Here is a 15555-nt window from a genome sequence, read left to right as displayed (position 1 = left end):
GCCCGATCACTGTGCACTCGCATCAAGCGCCCACACTTATCGGTTGTTTAATTGTTAAAGAGCGGTACTGCTAAATTCTATACTACTTCGTCTCAACTGCCGTTAACTTCAGCGAACCTCGAAGAATCAGTCTTCCAACCCGCTTTCGCGTCGCTGCTGTTTCAGCAGCAGAGAAACGAGATTATGAAGAAGTTTTTATCGCTTGTCAAGTCAGCGTCGCGCTTAATTTCGCTTCACCTTCTTGTCGGCGACCTCTTCAGGTCTCGCCGGAAAACCCTTTCGGATCCTCCTCTTAGCAGCTATCGAAACATCAGGGTATTCCCTAATTTTTCGGCAACCGCCAAGCCCGAAACTATAACACAACTTTTGCAGATCATGCAACCGGCTTTTGCCTAATTTGCATCCCATCTTGCAACCCTGCTTCCCGGTCGCCTGCGCTTTCGCTCAAACTTCCCATCCGCAGCTTCGATTCAATTTGCATCGCATCGAAGGTTGGCTACACCCCGGTTGGCTTGTCATCTTGTTCAGACCACCCATCCGGGTTAACCCTGAATCAACATCACCAGCCAAGCCCAAGACTATAACACACCATTTGCGGTCTATGCAACTGGCTTCTGCCTGATTTGCACCGAACCTTGCAATAACCGCTTGGCGCTCAACGTTCCGAAGAACCTCGTTTGCCGCTGCGGCAGATCGCTGGAAAAACCAGCAACCCGTTGCGTCCTGCTTGGCTTCGCGGCTCACAAAACTGCTTGAACTGCGAAGGAGCGAGACTATAGCACGGAATTTGAATCTGTGTCGCCGCTATGACACCTTTTTTGCAGAAACGTGAAAAATATGGGGGACGATCCCTGATTTGGCCAGCGGATCTGTCGCGAACGCCCCGCCCAACGGCATCACAGGCTGCTACTACCTATTTTGGGTCGCCCAGAGTCCCCTCTGTACCTACCTATATATATAGGTGGATAGTGAATAGCGCCTCTCTAGAATGGCGCCTCTCTATATATAGAAGGAAGCGCATTCCAAGGCACATGACCCAGCCGGCCGGCCGCGCGCACCGGCTCGGGACGCATTCCCTGAAGAAGCCAACCGTCCCCCAATGGCTCTTCCCCGACCTACAAGCGCAGTTCCGTTGTCTCCTTGATCTGCTGTAGCGCGAAGAAGGAGCGCATGTCCACCACGGCAGGATGCCGCATCAGCGTATCCATGGCGAACCGGGAGAAATGCGCCAGGTCAGCCACCTGGATGCGCAGCAGATAGTCCATGTCCCCCGACATGGCATAGCACTCCACCACCTCGGGCCAAAGCTGTACGTCGCGGGCGAAGTCGCTCATGGGCGCGTGGCTGGAGCCACTGTACTTGTTGAGCCGGATGTTCACATAGGCCAGCAGGCCCAATCCGACTTTTCCCGCGTCGATCAGCGCGACGTATTTCTTGATGAAACCCTTCTCCTCCAGGCGCCGAACCCGGCGCAGGCACGGACTGGGCGACAGGGAAACGCGGTCTGCCAGCTCCTGGTTGCTGAGCCTGCCATCGCGCTGCAACTCGGCAAGAATCCTGATATCTGTCCTATCCAGTTCATTGTCAGACATTTTCAACCCTTAAATTTCCAAGTACGGCAATTTAATTGCCGAGACTACTGCCTTTCGCAGCATGTTTGCAATAGTCTGCCTGCCTTTCCTACCTACAATCTCCAGCCTAGACTTGAAGAACAAGTCGTCCGCAAAACGATGCAAGGGAGCAGACTTATGAGCAGCGCTTTCCAACCCTGGGACAACCCGATGGGCACCGCCGGGTTCGAGTTCATTGAATATGCCGCGCCGGACCCCGCCGCGCTGCGCAAGGTGTTTGAACTGCTGGGCTTCAAGGCCATCGCCAAGCACCGCCACAAGGACGTGACGCTGTATCGCCAGGGCGGCGTCAACTTCCTGATCAATGCCGAACCGGATTCTTTCGCGCAACGTTTCGCCCGTCTGCACGGTCCGTCGATCTGTGCCATCGGATTCCGCGTCCAGGACGCCGCCAAGGCCTACAAGCGCGCACTGGAACTGGGCGCCTGGGGCTTCGACTCGCACAGCGGCCCGATGGAGCTGAACATTCCCGCCATCAAGGGCATCGGCGATTCGCTGATCTACCTGGTGGACCGTTGGGCCGGCAAGGAAGGCCACGGCGGCATCGGCGACATCAGCATCTATGACGTGGACTTCGTGCCGCTGGACGTAGAAAACGCCCAGGCCGACCTGAACCATCGTGGCGCCGGCCTGACACTGGTCGATCACCTGACGCACAACGTGCACAAGGGCCGCATGGCCGAATGGTCGGAGTTCTACGAGCGCCTGTTCAACTTCCGTGAAGTGCGCTATTTCGACATCGAAGGCAAGGTCACGGGCGTGAAGTCCAAGGCCATGACCTCGCCGTGCGGCAATATCCGCATTCCGATCAATGAGGAAGGCACGGACGAGAAGGGCCAGATCCAGGAGTACCTGGACATGTACCGCGGCGAAGGCATCCAGCATATCGCCATGGCGACCGACGACATCTACGGCACGGTCGAAGCGCTGCGCAAGAACGGCGTGGTGTTCCTGGATACGCCCGAGACCTACTACGAGCTGCTGGACCGCCGCCTGCCGAACCATGGCGAAGACGTGTCACGCCTGCAGAAGAACCGCATCCTGCTCGACGGCGCCCCCGGCGGCGGCCTGCTGCTGCAGATCTTCACCGAGAACCAGATCGGCCCGATCTTCTTCGAGATCATCCAGCGCAAGGGCAACGACGGCTTCGGCGAAGGCAACTTCAAGGCCCTGTTCGAATCGATCGAACTGGACCAGATGCGCCGCGGCGTACTGAAAACGGTGGAATAAGCACCCGCTCTTCCCCTGTCGGCGCCGCCGCTCGGGCGGTAGCGCCGGCCTTGAAACCTCGCCAAGCGGCGAGGTTTTTTTTCGCCGGATGCGGAACCGGCGGGTCCATCGGCTCAGCGCTGCAGGCGATCCTGGAATTGCTTGCGGAACTTCGCCACCTTCGGCGCGATGACGAACTGGCAATAGCCCTGTTCCGGATGCAGTTCAAAATAGTTGCGATGGTAGTCCTCGGCCGGCCAGAACGTCGCAGGCGCCAGCAGCTTGGTCACGATGGGCGCATCATAGATTTTCTGCGCGTCGACCTCGGCGATGATGGCCTGGGCCTGTTCGCGCTGGGTATCGTTCTGCCAGAAAATCGCGGACTCGTATTGCGGACCGACATCGTTGCCCTGACGGCCCGGCGTGGTGGGATCATGCGTGGCAAAGAAGACGCGCAGCAGATCGCCATAAGACAGCACTGCCGGATCGAATTCGACGCGTGCCACTTCGATATGGCCGGTATCCTTGCGGCATACCTGCTCATAGGACGGCTGTTCGACGTGGCCGCCGCTATAGCCCGGCAGCACGCTGACAACACCGCGCAGGTCGGTCAGTACCGCCTCGACGCACCAGAAGCAACCGCCGCCGAGGACGGCGACTTCCTTGCCAGGAGATGCTTGTTCTGCCATGACGGCTCCTTCAATAGGAAAAACGGGCAGACCGCCCGGCCTGGTCGTTGAACGACCAGGCGGATAGATGAATAGAGACTACTGCTTGGCGGGCGCCAGCGACAAGATCCATTCGGCCAGCTGGCGCGCGTCGTCGGCGCTGACCTGCGTCTGGGCCGGCATGGGCACGGCTCCCCAGGCGCCGCGGCCGCCGCCTCGGATCTTGCCTGCCAGGTAATCCACCATGGCATCGCCCTGGCCGGCATAGCGCTCGGCCACGCTCTTCAAGGGCGGACCGACGCGCTTGGCCTCGACCTGGTGGCAAGCCATACAGGCCTTGCTCTTGGCCAGGTCCAATCCGGTGGTCTGCGCCTGCGCCGCGGCGGCCGCGCCCAGCACGCCGATCACGGCGGCCGTCAAACTACGCTTCAAATGCATCGGTTACTGCCCCACGGCTCGCGGTGCTGGCGAGCTTGCCGAACTTGGCAAGCACACCGCGTGTATAACGCGGCTTGGGCTGGACCCAGGCCTGGCGACGGGCCGCCATTTCCTCGTCGCTGACATTGAGCTGCAACAGCAGCTGATGGGCATCGATGGTAACCGAATCGCCCTCGTGGATCAGCGCGATCGGGCCGCCGACGAAGGCCTCCGGCGCGACGTGCCCGACCACCATGCCCCAGGTGCCGCCGGAAAACCGGCCGTCGGTGATCAGGCCGACGGTTTCGCCCAGCCCCTGCCCGACCAGCGCCGACGTTGGCGCCAACATCTCGCGCATCCCCGGGCCGCCCTTGGGGCCTTCGTAGCGGATCACCACCACGTCGCCATGCTGGATCCTGCGGGCCATGATGGCCTCCATGGCATCGTCCTCGGAGTCGAACACGCGCGCGGGCCCGGTGATGACCGGATTCTTCAGGCCGGTGATCTTGGCCACGCAGCCTTCCGGCGACAGATTGCCCTTCAGGATGGCGAGATGGCCCTGCGGATAGAGCGCGCGGTCCAGCGGCATGATGACATCCTGGTCGGCGCGCGGCGCGTCGGGCACATCCGCCAGTGTTTCGGCGATGGTCTTGCCGGTGATGGTGATGCAATCGCCATGCAGCAGGCCCGCATTCAACAGCAGCTTCATGACCTGCGGAATGCCGCCGGCGCGGTGCAGGTCCGTCGCGACGTAACGTCCGGAAGGTTTCAGGTCGCACAGCACCGGCACGCGCTGGCGGATGCGCTCGAAGTCATCGATGGTCCATGGCACTTCCGCCGCGTGGGCAATGGCCAGGAAATGCAGCACGGCGTTGGTGGAACCGCCCGTGGCCATGATGACCGACACGGCGTTCTCGATGGACTCGCGGGTGATGATGTCGCGCGGCCGCAGCCCGCGCCTAACGGCATCCACCAGCACGCGCGCCGACTCCGCCGCCGAGACGACCTTTTCCTCGTCCTCGTTGGCCATGGTGCTGGAGCAAGGCAGGCTCATGCCCATGGCCTCGAAGGCCGAGCTCATGGTGTTGGCCGTGTACATGCCGCCACAGGAACCGGAGCCCGGAATGGCGCATTTCTCGATCTGCTTGAAATCGGTCTCGTCCATGCGGCCCATGGTGTACTCGCCCACGGCCTCGAACACGGAAACGATGGTCAGGTCCTTGCCCTGGTAGCGGCCCGGCTTGATGGTGCCGCCATAGACATAGATGCCGGGCACGTTCATGCGCGCCAGCGCGATCATGCCGCCGGGCATGTTCTTGTCGCAGCCGCCGATGACGACCACGCCATCCATCCACTGGCCCTGGGCGGCGGTCTCGATACAGTCCGCGATGACTTCGCGCGACACCAGCGAATACTTCATGCCCTCGGTGCCCATGGACATGCCGTCCGAGATGGTCGGCGTGCCGAACACCTGCGGATTCGCCTTCGCGCCACGAATGGCGTCGATGGCGGCGTCGGCCAATCTTTGCAGCCCGCTGTTGCACGGCGTGATGGTGGAATGGCCGTTGGCGACCCCGATCATGGGATTGTCGAAGTCGGCTTCCTGGTAGCCCAGCGCGTAGTACATGGCCCGGTTGGGCGCCCGCGCGACGCCATGAGTGATATGGCGGGAACGTTCGTTGTTCGGCATGGTCTGGTCTCCTGACGACCGCCACGGCGCGCGGCGGCAAAGCCGGATAAGGGCGGACCCGCGCGGGCACGCCGTGCTGCAGGCTCGCCGGTTATTATCATTCAACTTCATTCTGCCGGGCGGAACATGCTGCAATATCCCGAATTCGATCCCGTTGCCTTGCGGATCGGCCCCGTCGCCATCCACTGGTACGGCCTGATGTATCTGGTGGGCTTCGCCCTGGTCTACCTGCTGGGTCGGCGCCGCATCCAGAGCGGCCACACCACGACGCTGACCACCCGCGATCTCGAAGACGTGATCTTCTACAGCGTGCTGGGCGTGGTGCTGGGCGGCCGGCTGGGATATGTGCTGTTCTACAAGCCGTCGTACTACCTGTCGCACCCGCTGGAAGTGCTGTATCTGTGGGAAGGCGGCATGTCCTTCCACGGCGGCCTGATCGGCGTGATCCTGGTGATGTTCCTGTTCGCCCGCAAGAAGGGCCTGCCCTTCTTCGCCATCAGCGATTTCATCGCCCCGATGATTCCGCTGGGCCTGGGATTCGGCCGCCTGGGAAACTTCATCAACGGCGAACTGTGGGGCCGGCCGAGCGACGTGCCCTGGGCCATGGTGTTCCCGCAAAGCGGCGACGGCCTGGCGCGCCATCCGTCCCAGCTCTATGAGCTGGGCCTGGAAGGCATCGTGCTGTTTGCACTGATGTGGTGGTTTTCCAGCAAGCCGCGGCCCCTGGGACAGGTGAGCGCGGTCTTCCTGATCGGCTACGGAACGTTCCGCTTCCTGGTGGAATTCACCCGCGAGCCGGACAACTTCCTGGGCCTGCTCGCGGGCGGACTGAGCATGGGACAGTGGCTGTCCCTGCCGATGGTGGCGCTGGGCGCCATCCTGTTCAGCCTTACTGCAAAACGATCGTCCCGTTGACGGCGACGCTGACCGTCACCTCACCGGATTCCAGGGGAACGTCCGCGCTATAGGCGCCGCCGCCCCCGGCGTCCTTGGCCATCGCCATCATGCGCGGCATCGGGCCAGGGCCGCCGGAACCGCCCAGTTCAAGCTTGCTCAGGCGGTAGCCGGAAAAACCGAAGGCGTTGGCGGCGGCCAGCGCCCGGTCCTTGAAGGCTTGCGCCGCTTCCTTGAGCAGCTTGCGCTCCTCGGCCTCGCGCGCGGCGCGGGACAGCGAAAAGCTGATGCTGGAGATCGCAGTCTTGTCCGACAGCTTCGACGCCAGCGCGGCGGCGGCCTCGAAATCCTTGGACTCCAGGATCACTTCGCCCTGTCCACGCCAGCCGGCGATCTTGCCCTTGCTGCCGGTATTGGGCCAGACGTTGTAATTGCCCGTGCGCACTTCGACGCCCTTGGTGTCGCGCGCCCGCTTGACCACGTCGTCCAGCAGCGCGCTGAGCTTCTTGCCCGTGGCCGGCTGGTCCGCCCCCTCCACCTCGGCAGCCAGCGCGATACGCACCGTATCCTGCTTGACTTCAGATGACGCGGTAGCTTGCAGGCTCAGTTCGGGCGAGCGATTGACGGCGGCCTCGGCGGGCGCCGGCGACGCGGCCGGAGCCTGCGTTTGAGCGAAGACGGGCTGCGCCACGGAAATGGCGGCCACGGCGGCGCATGCCGCGCTGAGCCTGGTCAGCGTAGTAACGGTGTTTTTGAGCATGGACTGGTCCTAGGAGGGAGGACGATGGGAGGCACCCGAGGCGGACCTGCGCTCATGGCAGGCCCGCTGGGATAGATGCCCCGCCTGTGCCGTCTAGGCCGGCATCTCGAACCCTGAGGTTCAAGGTGGTCGCGTTCCGAGGAGCTTCGGGTTCGTCTACGAGAGACAATCACACCTGCTCCGCACTCCCGCAACCAATATGCCATAAGACATAGGTTCAGAGAATGTATGGCCAGGTCACGAGCACGGCAGGGACAAACTGAAAAAACAGACGGCAACAAGTGCCGGTACTAGAACGTCAGAGCAGCTTTTCTTGGCCCGACAGGGCGTCGTCCAGCGTCGCGTTCATGTCCTCGATTCTACGCTTGAAGTCGCCGACCGCCAAACCGCCCAGCGGACCGTCGGGCGCTTTCATGGCCAGCAGCTCGCCGGCGATCTGCAGCGCGGCCATGACAGCGATGCGTTCGTTGCTGGAAACCTTGCCCGTGCCCTGGATGCGCAGCATGAGCTGGTCGACATGGCGAACCGCCGCGACCAGCGTGGGCTTTTCCTCGGACGAGCACGCCAGGGAATAGTCGCGCCCCAATATGGTTACGTCTACGCGTTCCATCAGTGTTGCTCCCCAGCCGGCGCGCCCGGCAGGCGGGCCAGCACGGCGTCGATGCGCTCGCGCGCGGCCACGGCCGCGACGCGCAGGCGCTGCAATTCGGTGTCGCGGTTTTGCAGGTTGCCCTGCAGCTCCGCTTCGCGGGCGGTGTAGCGCGCCTCGAGCGACTGACGCTCGGACGTTTCGCGGGCCAGCTGTTCGCGCAGGGCGGTTTCCGCGCGCTGGGCCTCGGCCAGCATCGAGGAAACCTCGCCGTCGTGGTCCTGCAGCTTGGCCTGCAGGGCGACGATTTCAGCATCGCGCTCGGCGGCGCGCTGCTTGAGCGCGCGTTGCTCGGCTTCAGCGTCGTTCAAGCGCAGGCGCAGCGCGTCGCGCTCGGAGTGCAGGTGCCGGGTGCGTTGCACCAGTTGCCCGATACGGGCGGCGAGTTGATCTAGGTCTTGCAGCATGGGCGCTATCGTAAACCATCCAGAGGTGATCCGGGCCACTACACGCAAGGTGAGAAACCCAGCAATATTCAGTAGGAAATCAGGGGGCAGCGATTCATGGGCATGAAGCGAGCGGCCGGCACGTTAACCGATTCCCGGCCAGCCGCGAAAGTCCCTGGGATGCGAAAGCCGCCGTCAAATCGGCCCTCGCCTTTCGCATTTCTTTCTATAAACTTTCACTTAGCTTTCATTTCGCCCTCAAACTTCCTGACCCGTTACATCTCGGGATCAGGAGTTCCCCAATTTTAGGGAAAACCCCAGGCTTTCACCTAGCTTACAGGGTTTGCATCGTGCCGGGCGTCAATTACCATTCGCCCTTTCAAGAAGGCACTCCCAAGCTTTCAACACATAACTAATGGCACGCCGGAGTGCCTTTTTTGTGTCTGTCACTTGCCTTTCGGCACCTCGACAGAACACAAGTTTTTTTCTACATGCTGTAAACAGGAGCCAACCACATCATGCAGCTACGCAATCGACAGGATTTCTGGTCGGGGGTGATGTTCATCATCCTTGGGCTGGGATTCGCCTGGCAGGCCAGCAGCTACCAAATGGGTACTGCCGCCCGTATGGGCCCAGGGTATTTTCCTTTCTGGCTCGGCATCGTGCTGGCGTTGTTGGGAGCAGTGGTGTTGCTCGGCGCGCTGTCCAAGAAAGCCGAGGAAACGCATGTCGACAAATTCGACTGGCGCATCGTGTTCCTGGTGGTGGGCTCCGTCGTCGTGTACGGCCTGGTGCTCAAGCTCCTGGGCGTGTACATCTCCGTCTTCATCCTGGTCCTCATCAGCAGCCTGGCCAGCCATGAATTCAGCCTGAAGGTCGCCGTCGCCAATGGCATCTTCCTGGTGGTCTTCACCTACTTGGCGTTCATCAAGGGGCTGGGGCTGATTTTCCCGCTGTGGCCGTCGTTTCTGGGCATGAATTGAGGAGCTAACGGCCATGGAATTGTTTGACAACCTGATGCTGGGTTTCTCGGTCGCGTTCACGCCCGAGAACCTGCTGTACGCGCTGCTGGGCTGCGTCCTGGGCACCCTGATCGGCGTGCTGCCGGGCATCGGCCCGGTCCCGACCATCGCGATGCTGCTGCCGATCACCTACGTGCTGCCGCCCGTGGCCGGCCTGATCATGCTGGCCGGCATTTACTACGGCGCCCAGTACGGCGGCTCCACCACGGCCATCCTGGTGGCCCTGCCTGGAGAAACATCCGCGGTGGTGACCGTGCTGGACGGGCACCAGATGGCCCGCAACGGCCGTGCCGGCGCCGCCCTGGCGATCGCCGCCCTGGGTTCGTTCTTCGCCGGCTGCGTGGCCACGCTGCTGCTGGCTGCCTTCGCGCCCCCGCTGGCCGAGGTCGCCTTCAAGTTCGGCCCCGCCGAGTACTTCTCGCTGATGTGCCTGGGCCTGGTGGGCGCCGTGGTGCTGGCCTCGGGCTCGCTGCCCAAGGCCATCGCCATGATCATCCTGGGCCTGTTGCTGGGCATGGTCGGCACCGACGTCAACTCGGGCGTGGCCCGCTTCGACTTCGGCGTGCCGGAACTGCAGGACGGCATCGACTTCGCCATCGTGGCCATGGGCGTGTTCGGCTTCGCCGAAATCATGACCAACCTCGAGCAGAAGGAAAACCGCGTCGACATCACCGACAAGATCGGTTCGCTGTACCCCAACAAGCAGGAGTTCAAGGAATCGTATCCCGCGGTGCTCCGCGGCACGGCCCTGGGCTCGGCGCTGGGCATCCTGCCGGGCGGTGGCGCCGTGCTGTCGTCGTTCGCGTCGTACACGCTGGAAAAGAAGATCTCGCGCAATCCGGAACGCTTCGGCAAGGGCCACCCGGCCGGCCTGGCTGGCCCGGAATCGGCCAACAACGCCGCCGCGCAGACCTCCTTCATCCCGCTGCTGACGCTGGGCATCCCAGGCAACGCCGTGATGGCGCTGATGGTCGGCGCGATGACGATCCACAACATCCAGCCGGGTCCGCAGGTCATGACCAGCCACCCGCAGCTGTTCTGGGGCCTGATTGCCTCCATGTGGATTGGCAACCTGATGCTGGTGGTGCTGAACCTGCCGCTGATCGGCCTGTGGGTCAAGCTGCTGAAGGTGCCCTACCGCATCCTGTTCCCCGCCATCCTGGTGTTCTGCACGATCGGCGTGTACTCGCTCAACTACAACCCGTTCGACGTGTTCACCACCGCCATGTTCGGCATCGTGGGCTACGTCTGGTCGAAGTTGAAGTGCGAAGGCGCGCCGCTGCTGCTCGGCCTGGTGCTGGGCCCGATGATGGAAGAGAACTTCCGCCGCGCCCTGCTGCTGTCGCGCGGCGACTTCACCACCTTCATCACGCGCCCCCTGTCGGCCTCGCTGCTGGCGATCGCGGTCTTCCTGGTGATCCTGGTCGCCCTGCCCGCGATCCGCAAGAAGCGCGAACAGACGTTCGTCGAAGAAGACTGACGCAGGACGCTGCCGCCTCGCAGCAGTCCTTGCGCGCAAGAGCCCCCGGCCCGTCCGGGGTTTTTTTTTCGTCGAAATTTGACCCTTTAAAAGAAACCAATAACTACAACAAACTACAAACTGTGGTAGAACCGTTTTCTTCTACGTTAAGCTACGGGTTTACCCCACGCGATCGTTCGACATGAATTTCGACTGGAACAACCCCTATCCCACCACGCGGATTCCAGTGTTCGCCCGCAATGTCGTCGCCACCTCGCAACCCCTGGCCGCCCAGGCCGGATTGCGTGTTCTGGCCAGCGGCGGCAATGCGGTGGACGCCGCCATCGCCGCGGCCGCGACGCTTGCCATCGTCGAACCCGTCAGCAACGGGCTGGGGTCGGATTGCTTCGCCATCGTCTGGGACGGCTCCCGGCTGCATGGCCTGAATGCCTCCGGCCCGGCGCCGGGCGCGTGGAACCTGGACTACTTCCGCCGCAAGCACCAGGGCGCGATTCCGATGCGGGGCTGGGACAGCGTGACCGTTCCAGGCTGTGTGGCCGGCTGGGCTGCCCTGCATGGCAAGCTGGGCAAGCTGTCCTTCGCCGACGTGCTGGCGCCCGCCATCGAATATGCCGAGCGCGGCTATGCGGTAACGCCCGTCGTGCAACGCAAATGGGCCGCGCAGGCCGACATCCTGCAGCCCCAGCCCGGCTTTGCCGCGCATTTCATGCCGCGCGGCCGCGCGCCGCAGGTCGGCGAGCACTTCGTGCTGCAGGGCGCGGCAGCGACCCTGCGCCGCATCGCCGCCAGCGCGGGCCGGGACTTCTACGAAGGCGAGACCGCCCACAAGCTCGTGGCCCACGCGCAGGCGCACGAAGCCGCGCTGACCCTGACTGACCTGCGCAACTACGCGCCCGAATGGGTTACGCCCATCAGCCAGGCCTATCGCGGCCACACGCTGCACCAGATTCCTCCGAACGGGCAAGGCATCGCGGCGCTGATCGCGCTTGGCATCCTGCAGCATTTCGACCTGGCCTCGCGTCCCGTCGACCATCCGGAAACGCAGCACCTGATGATCGAGGCCATGAAGCTGGCCTTCGCCGACGTCTACGCCCACGTGGCCGACGCGCGGCACATGCAGATACCGCCTGAACAGATGCTGCAGGCCGACTACCTGGCCTCGCGGGCGCGGCTCATCGATCCGAATATCGCCCAGGCCTACGGCTCCGGCCATTCGCCCCAGGGCGGCACGGTCTACCTCACCGCCGCCGACCGCAGCGGCATGATGGTGAGCTTCATCCAGTCCAATTACATGGGCTTCGGCTCCGGCGTGGTGGTGCCGGGCACCGGCGTCAGCCTGCAGAACCGCGGCTACTGCTTCGGCCTGGATCCCGAGCATCCCAATGTGGTGGCCGGCGGCAAGCGGCCCTTCCACACCATCATCCCGGGCTTTCTGATGCGCGACGGCGCGCCGGTGATGAGTTTCGGCGTCATGGGCGGCAACATGCAGCCCCAGGGACAGTTGCAGACCCTGGTGCGCATGCTGGACTACGGCCAGCAGCCGCAGGCGGCCTGCGACGCGCCTCGCTGGAAATGGAACAGCGGCCTGACCGTGGACGTCGAGCCCGCCCTGGGCGCGAGCATGGCCGAAGGACTGCGCGCGCGCGGCCATGTCCTGGAAGGGCTGGACGACCCCTACATGGACTTCGGTTCCGGCCAGTTCATCTGGCGTCTGGGCGACCCCGCCGTGGACGGTTATGTCAGCGCCAGCGACAGCCGGCGCGACGGGCTTGCCGCCGGCTTTTGATTGCCCCGCTATTGCGGTAACGTTGCGGTTGAAAACAACCGGAGTTCCCTGCATGGCATCGATCGGTACCAAGAGCTACGACGCGGTCGTGGCTCAGAAAGTCGCATTCCTCGGCCTGGGCGTCATGGGCCTGCCCATGGCCGGCCATCTGGCGCGCGCCGGCCACCACGTCACCGTCTATAACCGCACGCCCGCCAAGGCGCAGGCCTGGGCCTCAGAATTCGGCGGCCGCCATGCCGCCACGCCGCGCGAAGCGGTCGCCGGTGCGCAGATCGTGTTCGCCTGCGTCGGCAACGACGACGACCTGCGCAGCGTGGTGCTGGGCCCGGACGGCGCGTTCGCCGGCATGGCGCCGGGCGCGGTCTTCGTCGACCACACCACTGCCTCGGCGGACGTGGCTCGCGAACTGTACGTGCAAGCCAAGGAACTGGGACTGAACTTCATCGACGCGCCGGTTTCCGGCGGCCAGGCCGGCGCCGTGAATGGCGCGCTGACCATCATGTGCGGCGGCGAACAAGCCGTCTTCGACGCCATCAAGCCGGTGGCCCAGGCCTTCGGTCGCGCCGTCACGCTGGTGGGAGCCCCCGGCGCCGGCCAGCTTGCCAAGATGGTCAACCAGATCTGCATCGCAGGCATCGTGCAGGGCCTGTCGGAGGCCGTGGCCTTCGGCCAGGCGGCCGACCTCGACATGAAGCTGGTGCTGGACGTCATCAGCAAGGGCGCCGCGCAAAGCTGGCAGATGGAAAACCGTGGCGGCACCATGGTCGACGACAAATTCGACTTCGGCTTCGCGGTGGACTGGATGCGTAAGGACCTGGGCCTGGTGCTGGCGGAAGCGCGCAACAACGGCGCCCGGCTGCCCCTGACCGCGCTGGTGGACCAGTTCTACGGCGACGTGCAGAAAATGGGCGGCGGCCGCTGGGATACGTCCAGCCTGGTCAAGCGCCTGCGCGACTGACGCCGCGCCTGCGTCCATGCGAAAGCGGGCCTGCGGCCCGCTTTTTTCATTGCCGATCGCGTCAGGAAGAACGCCCCGTGGACGCGGTAGCACGCGACATGACGGACATCGCTCAAGCCGCCTGCAAGGCCGGCTGGACCGCACCCGGCACCGACTCGTCGATGCGCTGCTTGGCCAGGGCCAGACCTTCCATCGCGGCCAGCTCGCCCATCGCCAAGCCTTCGGCCGCGATAAACGTAACATCCGTCATCCCCATGAAAGCCAGCATCTGGCGCAGATAGGGCGTCATCGTGTCCGACGGCGTGCCTTCGGCCTTGCCGCCCCGGGCACTCAGCACAAACACCTGCTTACCCTTGACCAGCCCTTCGGGCACGCCTTCCGGCGTATAACGGAACGTGACGCCGGCGCGGGCCAGGTAGTCCAGGTAGCTCTTGAATTGCGCCGGCAGATTGAAGTTGTACACAGGCACGGCGAACACGATGCGGTCGGCGGCCATCAGTTCCGCCACCAGCTTGTCGCTCAGTTCGACGATGCGCCGCTGCTCCAGGCTGCGGGCGTCGGCGGGCGTGAACAGCGCGCCGGCGGTGGCGCCGTCGAAGTAAGGGATGGGTTCGGCGCCGATGTCGCGCAACGTGATGGATGCACTCGGATCCGTCTGCTTGATGCGCGCAACCATGTGGTCGGCCAGTTGCCGGCTCTTGGAACGGTCGCCGAGAATCGAGGAAAGAATCACCAGGGTTTTCATTGCAAATATCTCCGTAATTGCCCCGCCATGCCGCGGGTCGCCAGGGTCTGCAAGCGCAGGCCCTGCGACGCAGGGCCCGGGCCGGTCTGGCTCGCCGCCCGGCGGGCGGTGGCAGATCCCGAACACATGGCGTCACTGTAGCGGGCATCATTAGCAACATAAACCCGGTTAACATGAACTGTTCGTTCCAAACTTAGAACAATCATGCAAGATCTCAATGACCTGTACTACTTTTCCCAAGTCGTCGAGCAAGGCGGTTTCAGCGCCGCGGCCAGGGCGCTGGACATTCCCAAGTCGCGCCTGTCGCGGCGCATTTCACATCTGGAGGAAAGCCTGGGCGTGCGCCTGCTGCAGCGGACCACGCGGCGGCTGCGCCTGACGGCGGCGGGTGAGCGTTATCTGCACTACTGCAAAGAAATGGCCGCGTCGGCACGCGCCGCCGACGACGCCATGCGTCAGCTGCAATCCGAGCCCGCCGGGCCGGTGGTGGTGAGTTGCCCAGTGTCCATCGCCCAGGACATCCTGGCGCCGCTGCTGCCCGAATTCCTCGATGCCTGGCCCGCGATCTCGGTGCAACTGCTGGTGTCCAACCGGCGCGTCGACCTGATCAGCGAAGGCGTGGACCTGGCGTTGCGGGTCCGCACCAAGCTCGACACGGACGCCGAACTGGTCGTGCGCCACCTGGGCACCGCGCGCGGCACGCTGGTCGCCAGCCCCGGCTACCTGCAACGCCACGGCGCGCCGGATACGCCCCAGGACCTGGCCGCCCACACCACGCTGAGCTTCAGCGACCCGCAGCACGAGGTGCGCTGGCCGCTGCGCAACGACAAGGGCGAAGAGGTCCATATCGAGCTGAAGCCGCAGCTGTCCTGCAACGACTTCATCGTGCTGGTCGAGGCCGCGGTGCGCGGGCGCGGCATTGCGCTGCTGCCGTCCATCGCCACGCAAGAGGAACTGCGCCGCGGCCAGCTGGTGCCCGTGCTGCCGCAATGGCAGTCGCCCGAAGGCATCGTGCACTGCATCTACCCGTCGCGGCGCGGAATGATGCCCGCCGTGCGCACGCTGCTGGACTTCCTGTCGCAACGCATCCCCGCCACCTACCAACGGCTGGAACGCGCCCCGTCGCCGGCGGTGGCGGCAGCGTAGAGAAACCGAGCCTGTCGCATGACGCGGGCACCGCCACATCGGGATACCGCGGATCCGGCTCAGCCGGTCCGCAGGTATACCCCCTTGAGGGGGAAGCGCCAAAGGCGCTTCGGG

15 protein-coding genes and 1 other RNA gene are annotated in these 15555 nt (G+C 63.8%); 7 read left to right on the top strand and 9 right to left on the bottom strand.

From position 1 onward, the window contains the following. Window positions 1–1115: 1115 nt before the first annotated feature. Window positions 1116–1592: an Lrp/AsnC family transcriptional regulator gene (locus tag KDH83_RS01875; protein ID WP_103272480.1), complete on the bottom strand. Its 477-nt coding sequence runs from the start codon at window positions 1590–1592 to the stop codon at window positions 1116–1118. A gap of 156 nt (window positions 1593–1748) precedes the next feature. On the opposite strand from KDH83_RS01875, the gene hppD reads away from it, so the two are divergent. Beyond that, window positions 1749–2861 (top strand): 4-hydroxyphenylpyruvate dioxygenase, encoded by a 1113-nt coding sequence (gene hppD / locus KDH83_RS01870; protein WP_212312423.1) that lies wholly within the window; start codon window positions 1749–1751, stop codon window positions 2859–2861. A gap of 113 nt (window positions 2862–2974) precedes the next feature. On the opposite strand, the gene msrA is transcribed toward hppD, so the two are convergent. From msrA to ilvD, 3 genes are all read right to left on the bottom strand, one after another. Further along, entirely contained in the window at window positions 2975–3529 is a 555-nt protein-coding gene (gene msrA, locus KDH83_RS01865; RefSeq protein WP_212312421.1) for a peptide-methionine (S)-S-oxide reductase MsrA, read from the bottom strand. 78 nt (window positions 3530–3607) lie between these two features. Continuing rightward, window positions 3608–3946, bottom strand: coding sequence for a c-type cytochrome (locus KDH83_RS01860; protein ID WP_212312419.1), 339 nt, complete (start codon window positions 3944–3946; stop codon window positions 3608–3610). Next, window positions 3930–5615: a dihydroxy-acid dehydratase gene (gene ilvD / locus KDH83_RS01855; protein WP_212312417.1), complete on the bottom strand. Its 1686-nt coding sequence runs from the start codon at window positions 5613–5615 to the stop codon at window positions 3930–3932. The genes KDH83_RS01860 and ilvD overlap by 17 nt, the downstream gene beginning before the upstream one ends. 126 nt (window positions 5616–5741) lie before the next feature. Between ilvD and lgt the strand changes: the two genes are divergently transcribed. Next, the gene (lgt, locus tag KDH83_RS01850) at window positions 5742–6530 is read left to right on the top strand and encodes a prolipoprotein diacylglyceryl transferase (protein ID WP_103272476.1); all 789 of its coding nucleotides are present in this window, start codon (window positions 5742–5744) and stop codon (window positions 6528–6530) included. Here lgt and KDH83_RS01845 read toward each other — a convergent pair. The 4 genes from KDH83_RS01845 to KDH83_RS01830 form a co-directional block, all read right to left on the bottom strand. Beyond that, entirely contained in the window at window positions 6505–7269 is a 765-nt protein-coding gene (locus tag KDH83_RS01845) for an SIMPL domain-containing protein (RefSeq protein ID WP_212312416.1), read from the bottom strand. The two genes, lgt and KDH83_RS01845, sit on opposite strands and share 26 nt — an antisense overlap. A 73-nt stretch (window positions 7270–7342) precedes the next feature. Continuing rightward, window positions 7343–7527, bottom strand: a non-coding RNA gene (gene ssrS, locus KDH83_RS01840) — 6S RNA. Window positions 7528–7567: 40 nt separating this feature from the next. After that, the gene (locus tag KDH83_RS01835; RefSeq protein WP_103272474.1) at window positions 7568–7879 is read right to left on the bottom strand and encodes a cell division protein ZapA; all 312 of its coding nucleotides are present in this window, start codon (window positions 7877–7879) and stop codon (window positions 7568–7570) included. Further along, window positions 7879–8325: a hypothetical protein gene (locus KDH83_RS01830; RefSeq protein ID WP_212312415.1), complete on the bottom strand. Its 447-nt coding sequence runs from the start codon at window positions 8323–8325 to the stop codon at window positions 7879–7881. The genes KDH83_RS01835 and KDH83_RS01830 overlap by 1 nt, the downstream gene beginning before the upstream one ends. Window positions 8326–8822: 497 nt before the next feature. On the opposite strand from KDH83_RS01830, the gene KDH83_RS01825 reads away from it, so the two are divergent. The 4 genes from KDH83_RS01825 (at window position 8823) to KDH83_RS01810 (ending at window position 13550) form a co-directional block, all read left to right on the top strand. Then, window positions 8823–9287 carry a tripartite tricarboxylate transporter TctB family protein gene (locus tag KDH83_RS01825; protein WP_103272472.1) on the top strand — a complete coding sequence of 155 codons (465 nt, stop codon included), beginning with the start codon at window positions 8823–8825 and terminating at the stop codon, window positions 9285–9287. 13 nt (window positions 9288–9300) lie between these two features. Continuing rightward, window positions 9301–10806: a tripartite tricarboxylate transporter permease gene (locus tag KDH83_RS01820; RefSeq protein ID WP_212312414.1), complete on the top strand. Its 1506-nt coding sequence runs from the start codon at window positions 9301–9303 to the stop codon at window positions 10804–10806. 181 nt (window positions 10807–10987) lie between these two features. Next, window positions 10988–12592, top strand: a complete 1605-nt coding sequence (locus KDH83_RS01815; protein ID WP_212312413.1) for a gamma-glutamyltransferase family protein — start codon at window positions 10988–10990, stop codon at window positions 12590–12592. A gap of 52 nt (window positions 12593–12644) precedes the next feature. Further along, window positions 12645–13550 (top strand): NAD(P)-dependent oxidoreductase, encoded by a 906-nt coding sequence (locus KDH83_RS01810; protein WP_212312412.1) that lies wholly within the window; start codon window positions 12645–12647, stop codon window positions 13548–13550. A 112-nt stretch (window positions 13551–13662) separates the two neighbouring features. On the opposite strand, the gene KDH83_RS01805 is transcribed toward KDH83_RS01810, so the two are convergent. Then, the gene (locus KDH83_RS01805) at window positions 13663–14295 is read right to left on the bottom strand and encodes an NAD(P)H-dependent oxidoreductase (protein WP_212312411.1); all 633 of its coding nucleotides are present in this window, start codon (window positions 14293–14295) and stop codon (window positions 13663–13665) included. 204 nt (window positions 14296–14499) lie between these two features. Here KDH83_RS01805 and KDH83_RS01800 point away from each other — a divergent pair, with 204 nt between their 5' ends. After that, window positions 14500–15441, top strand: a complete 942-nt coding sequence (locus KDH83_RS01800; protein ID WP_103272467.1) for a LysR family transcriptional regulator — start codon at window positions 14500–14502, stop codon at window positions 15439–15441. Window positions 15442–15555 lie beyond the last annotated feature (114 nt).

It is taken from the genome of Achromobacter sp. Marseille-Q0513, from assembly GCF_018195695.1.
Classification (GTDB): domain Bacteria; phylum Pseudomonadota; class Gammaproteobacteria; order Burkholderiales; family Burkholderiaceae_B; genus Achromobacter.
This window is presented reverse-complemented; position numbering and strand designations above follow the sequence as displayed.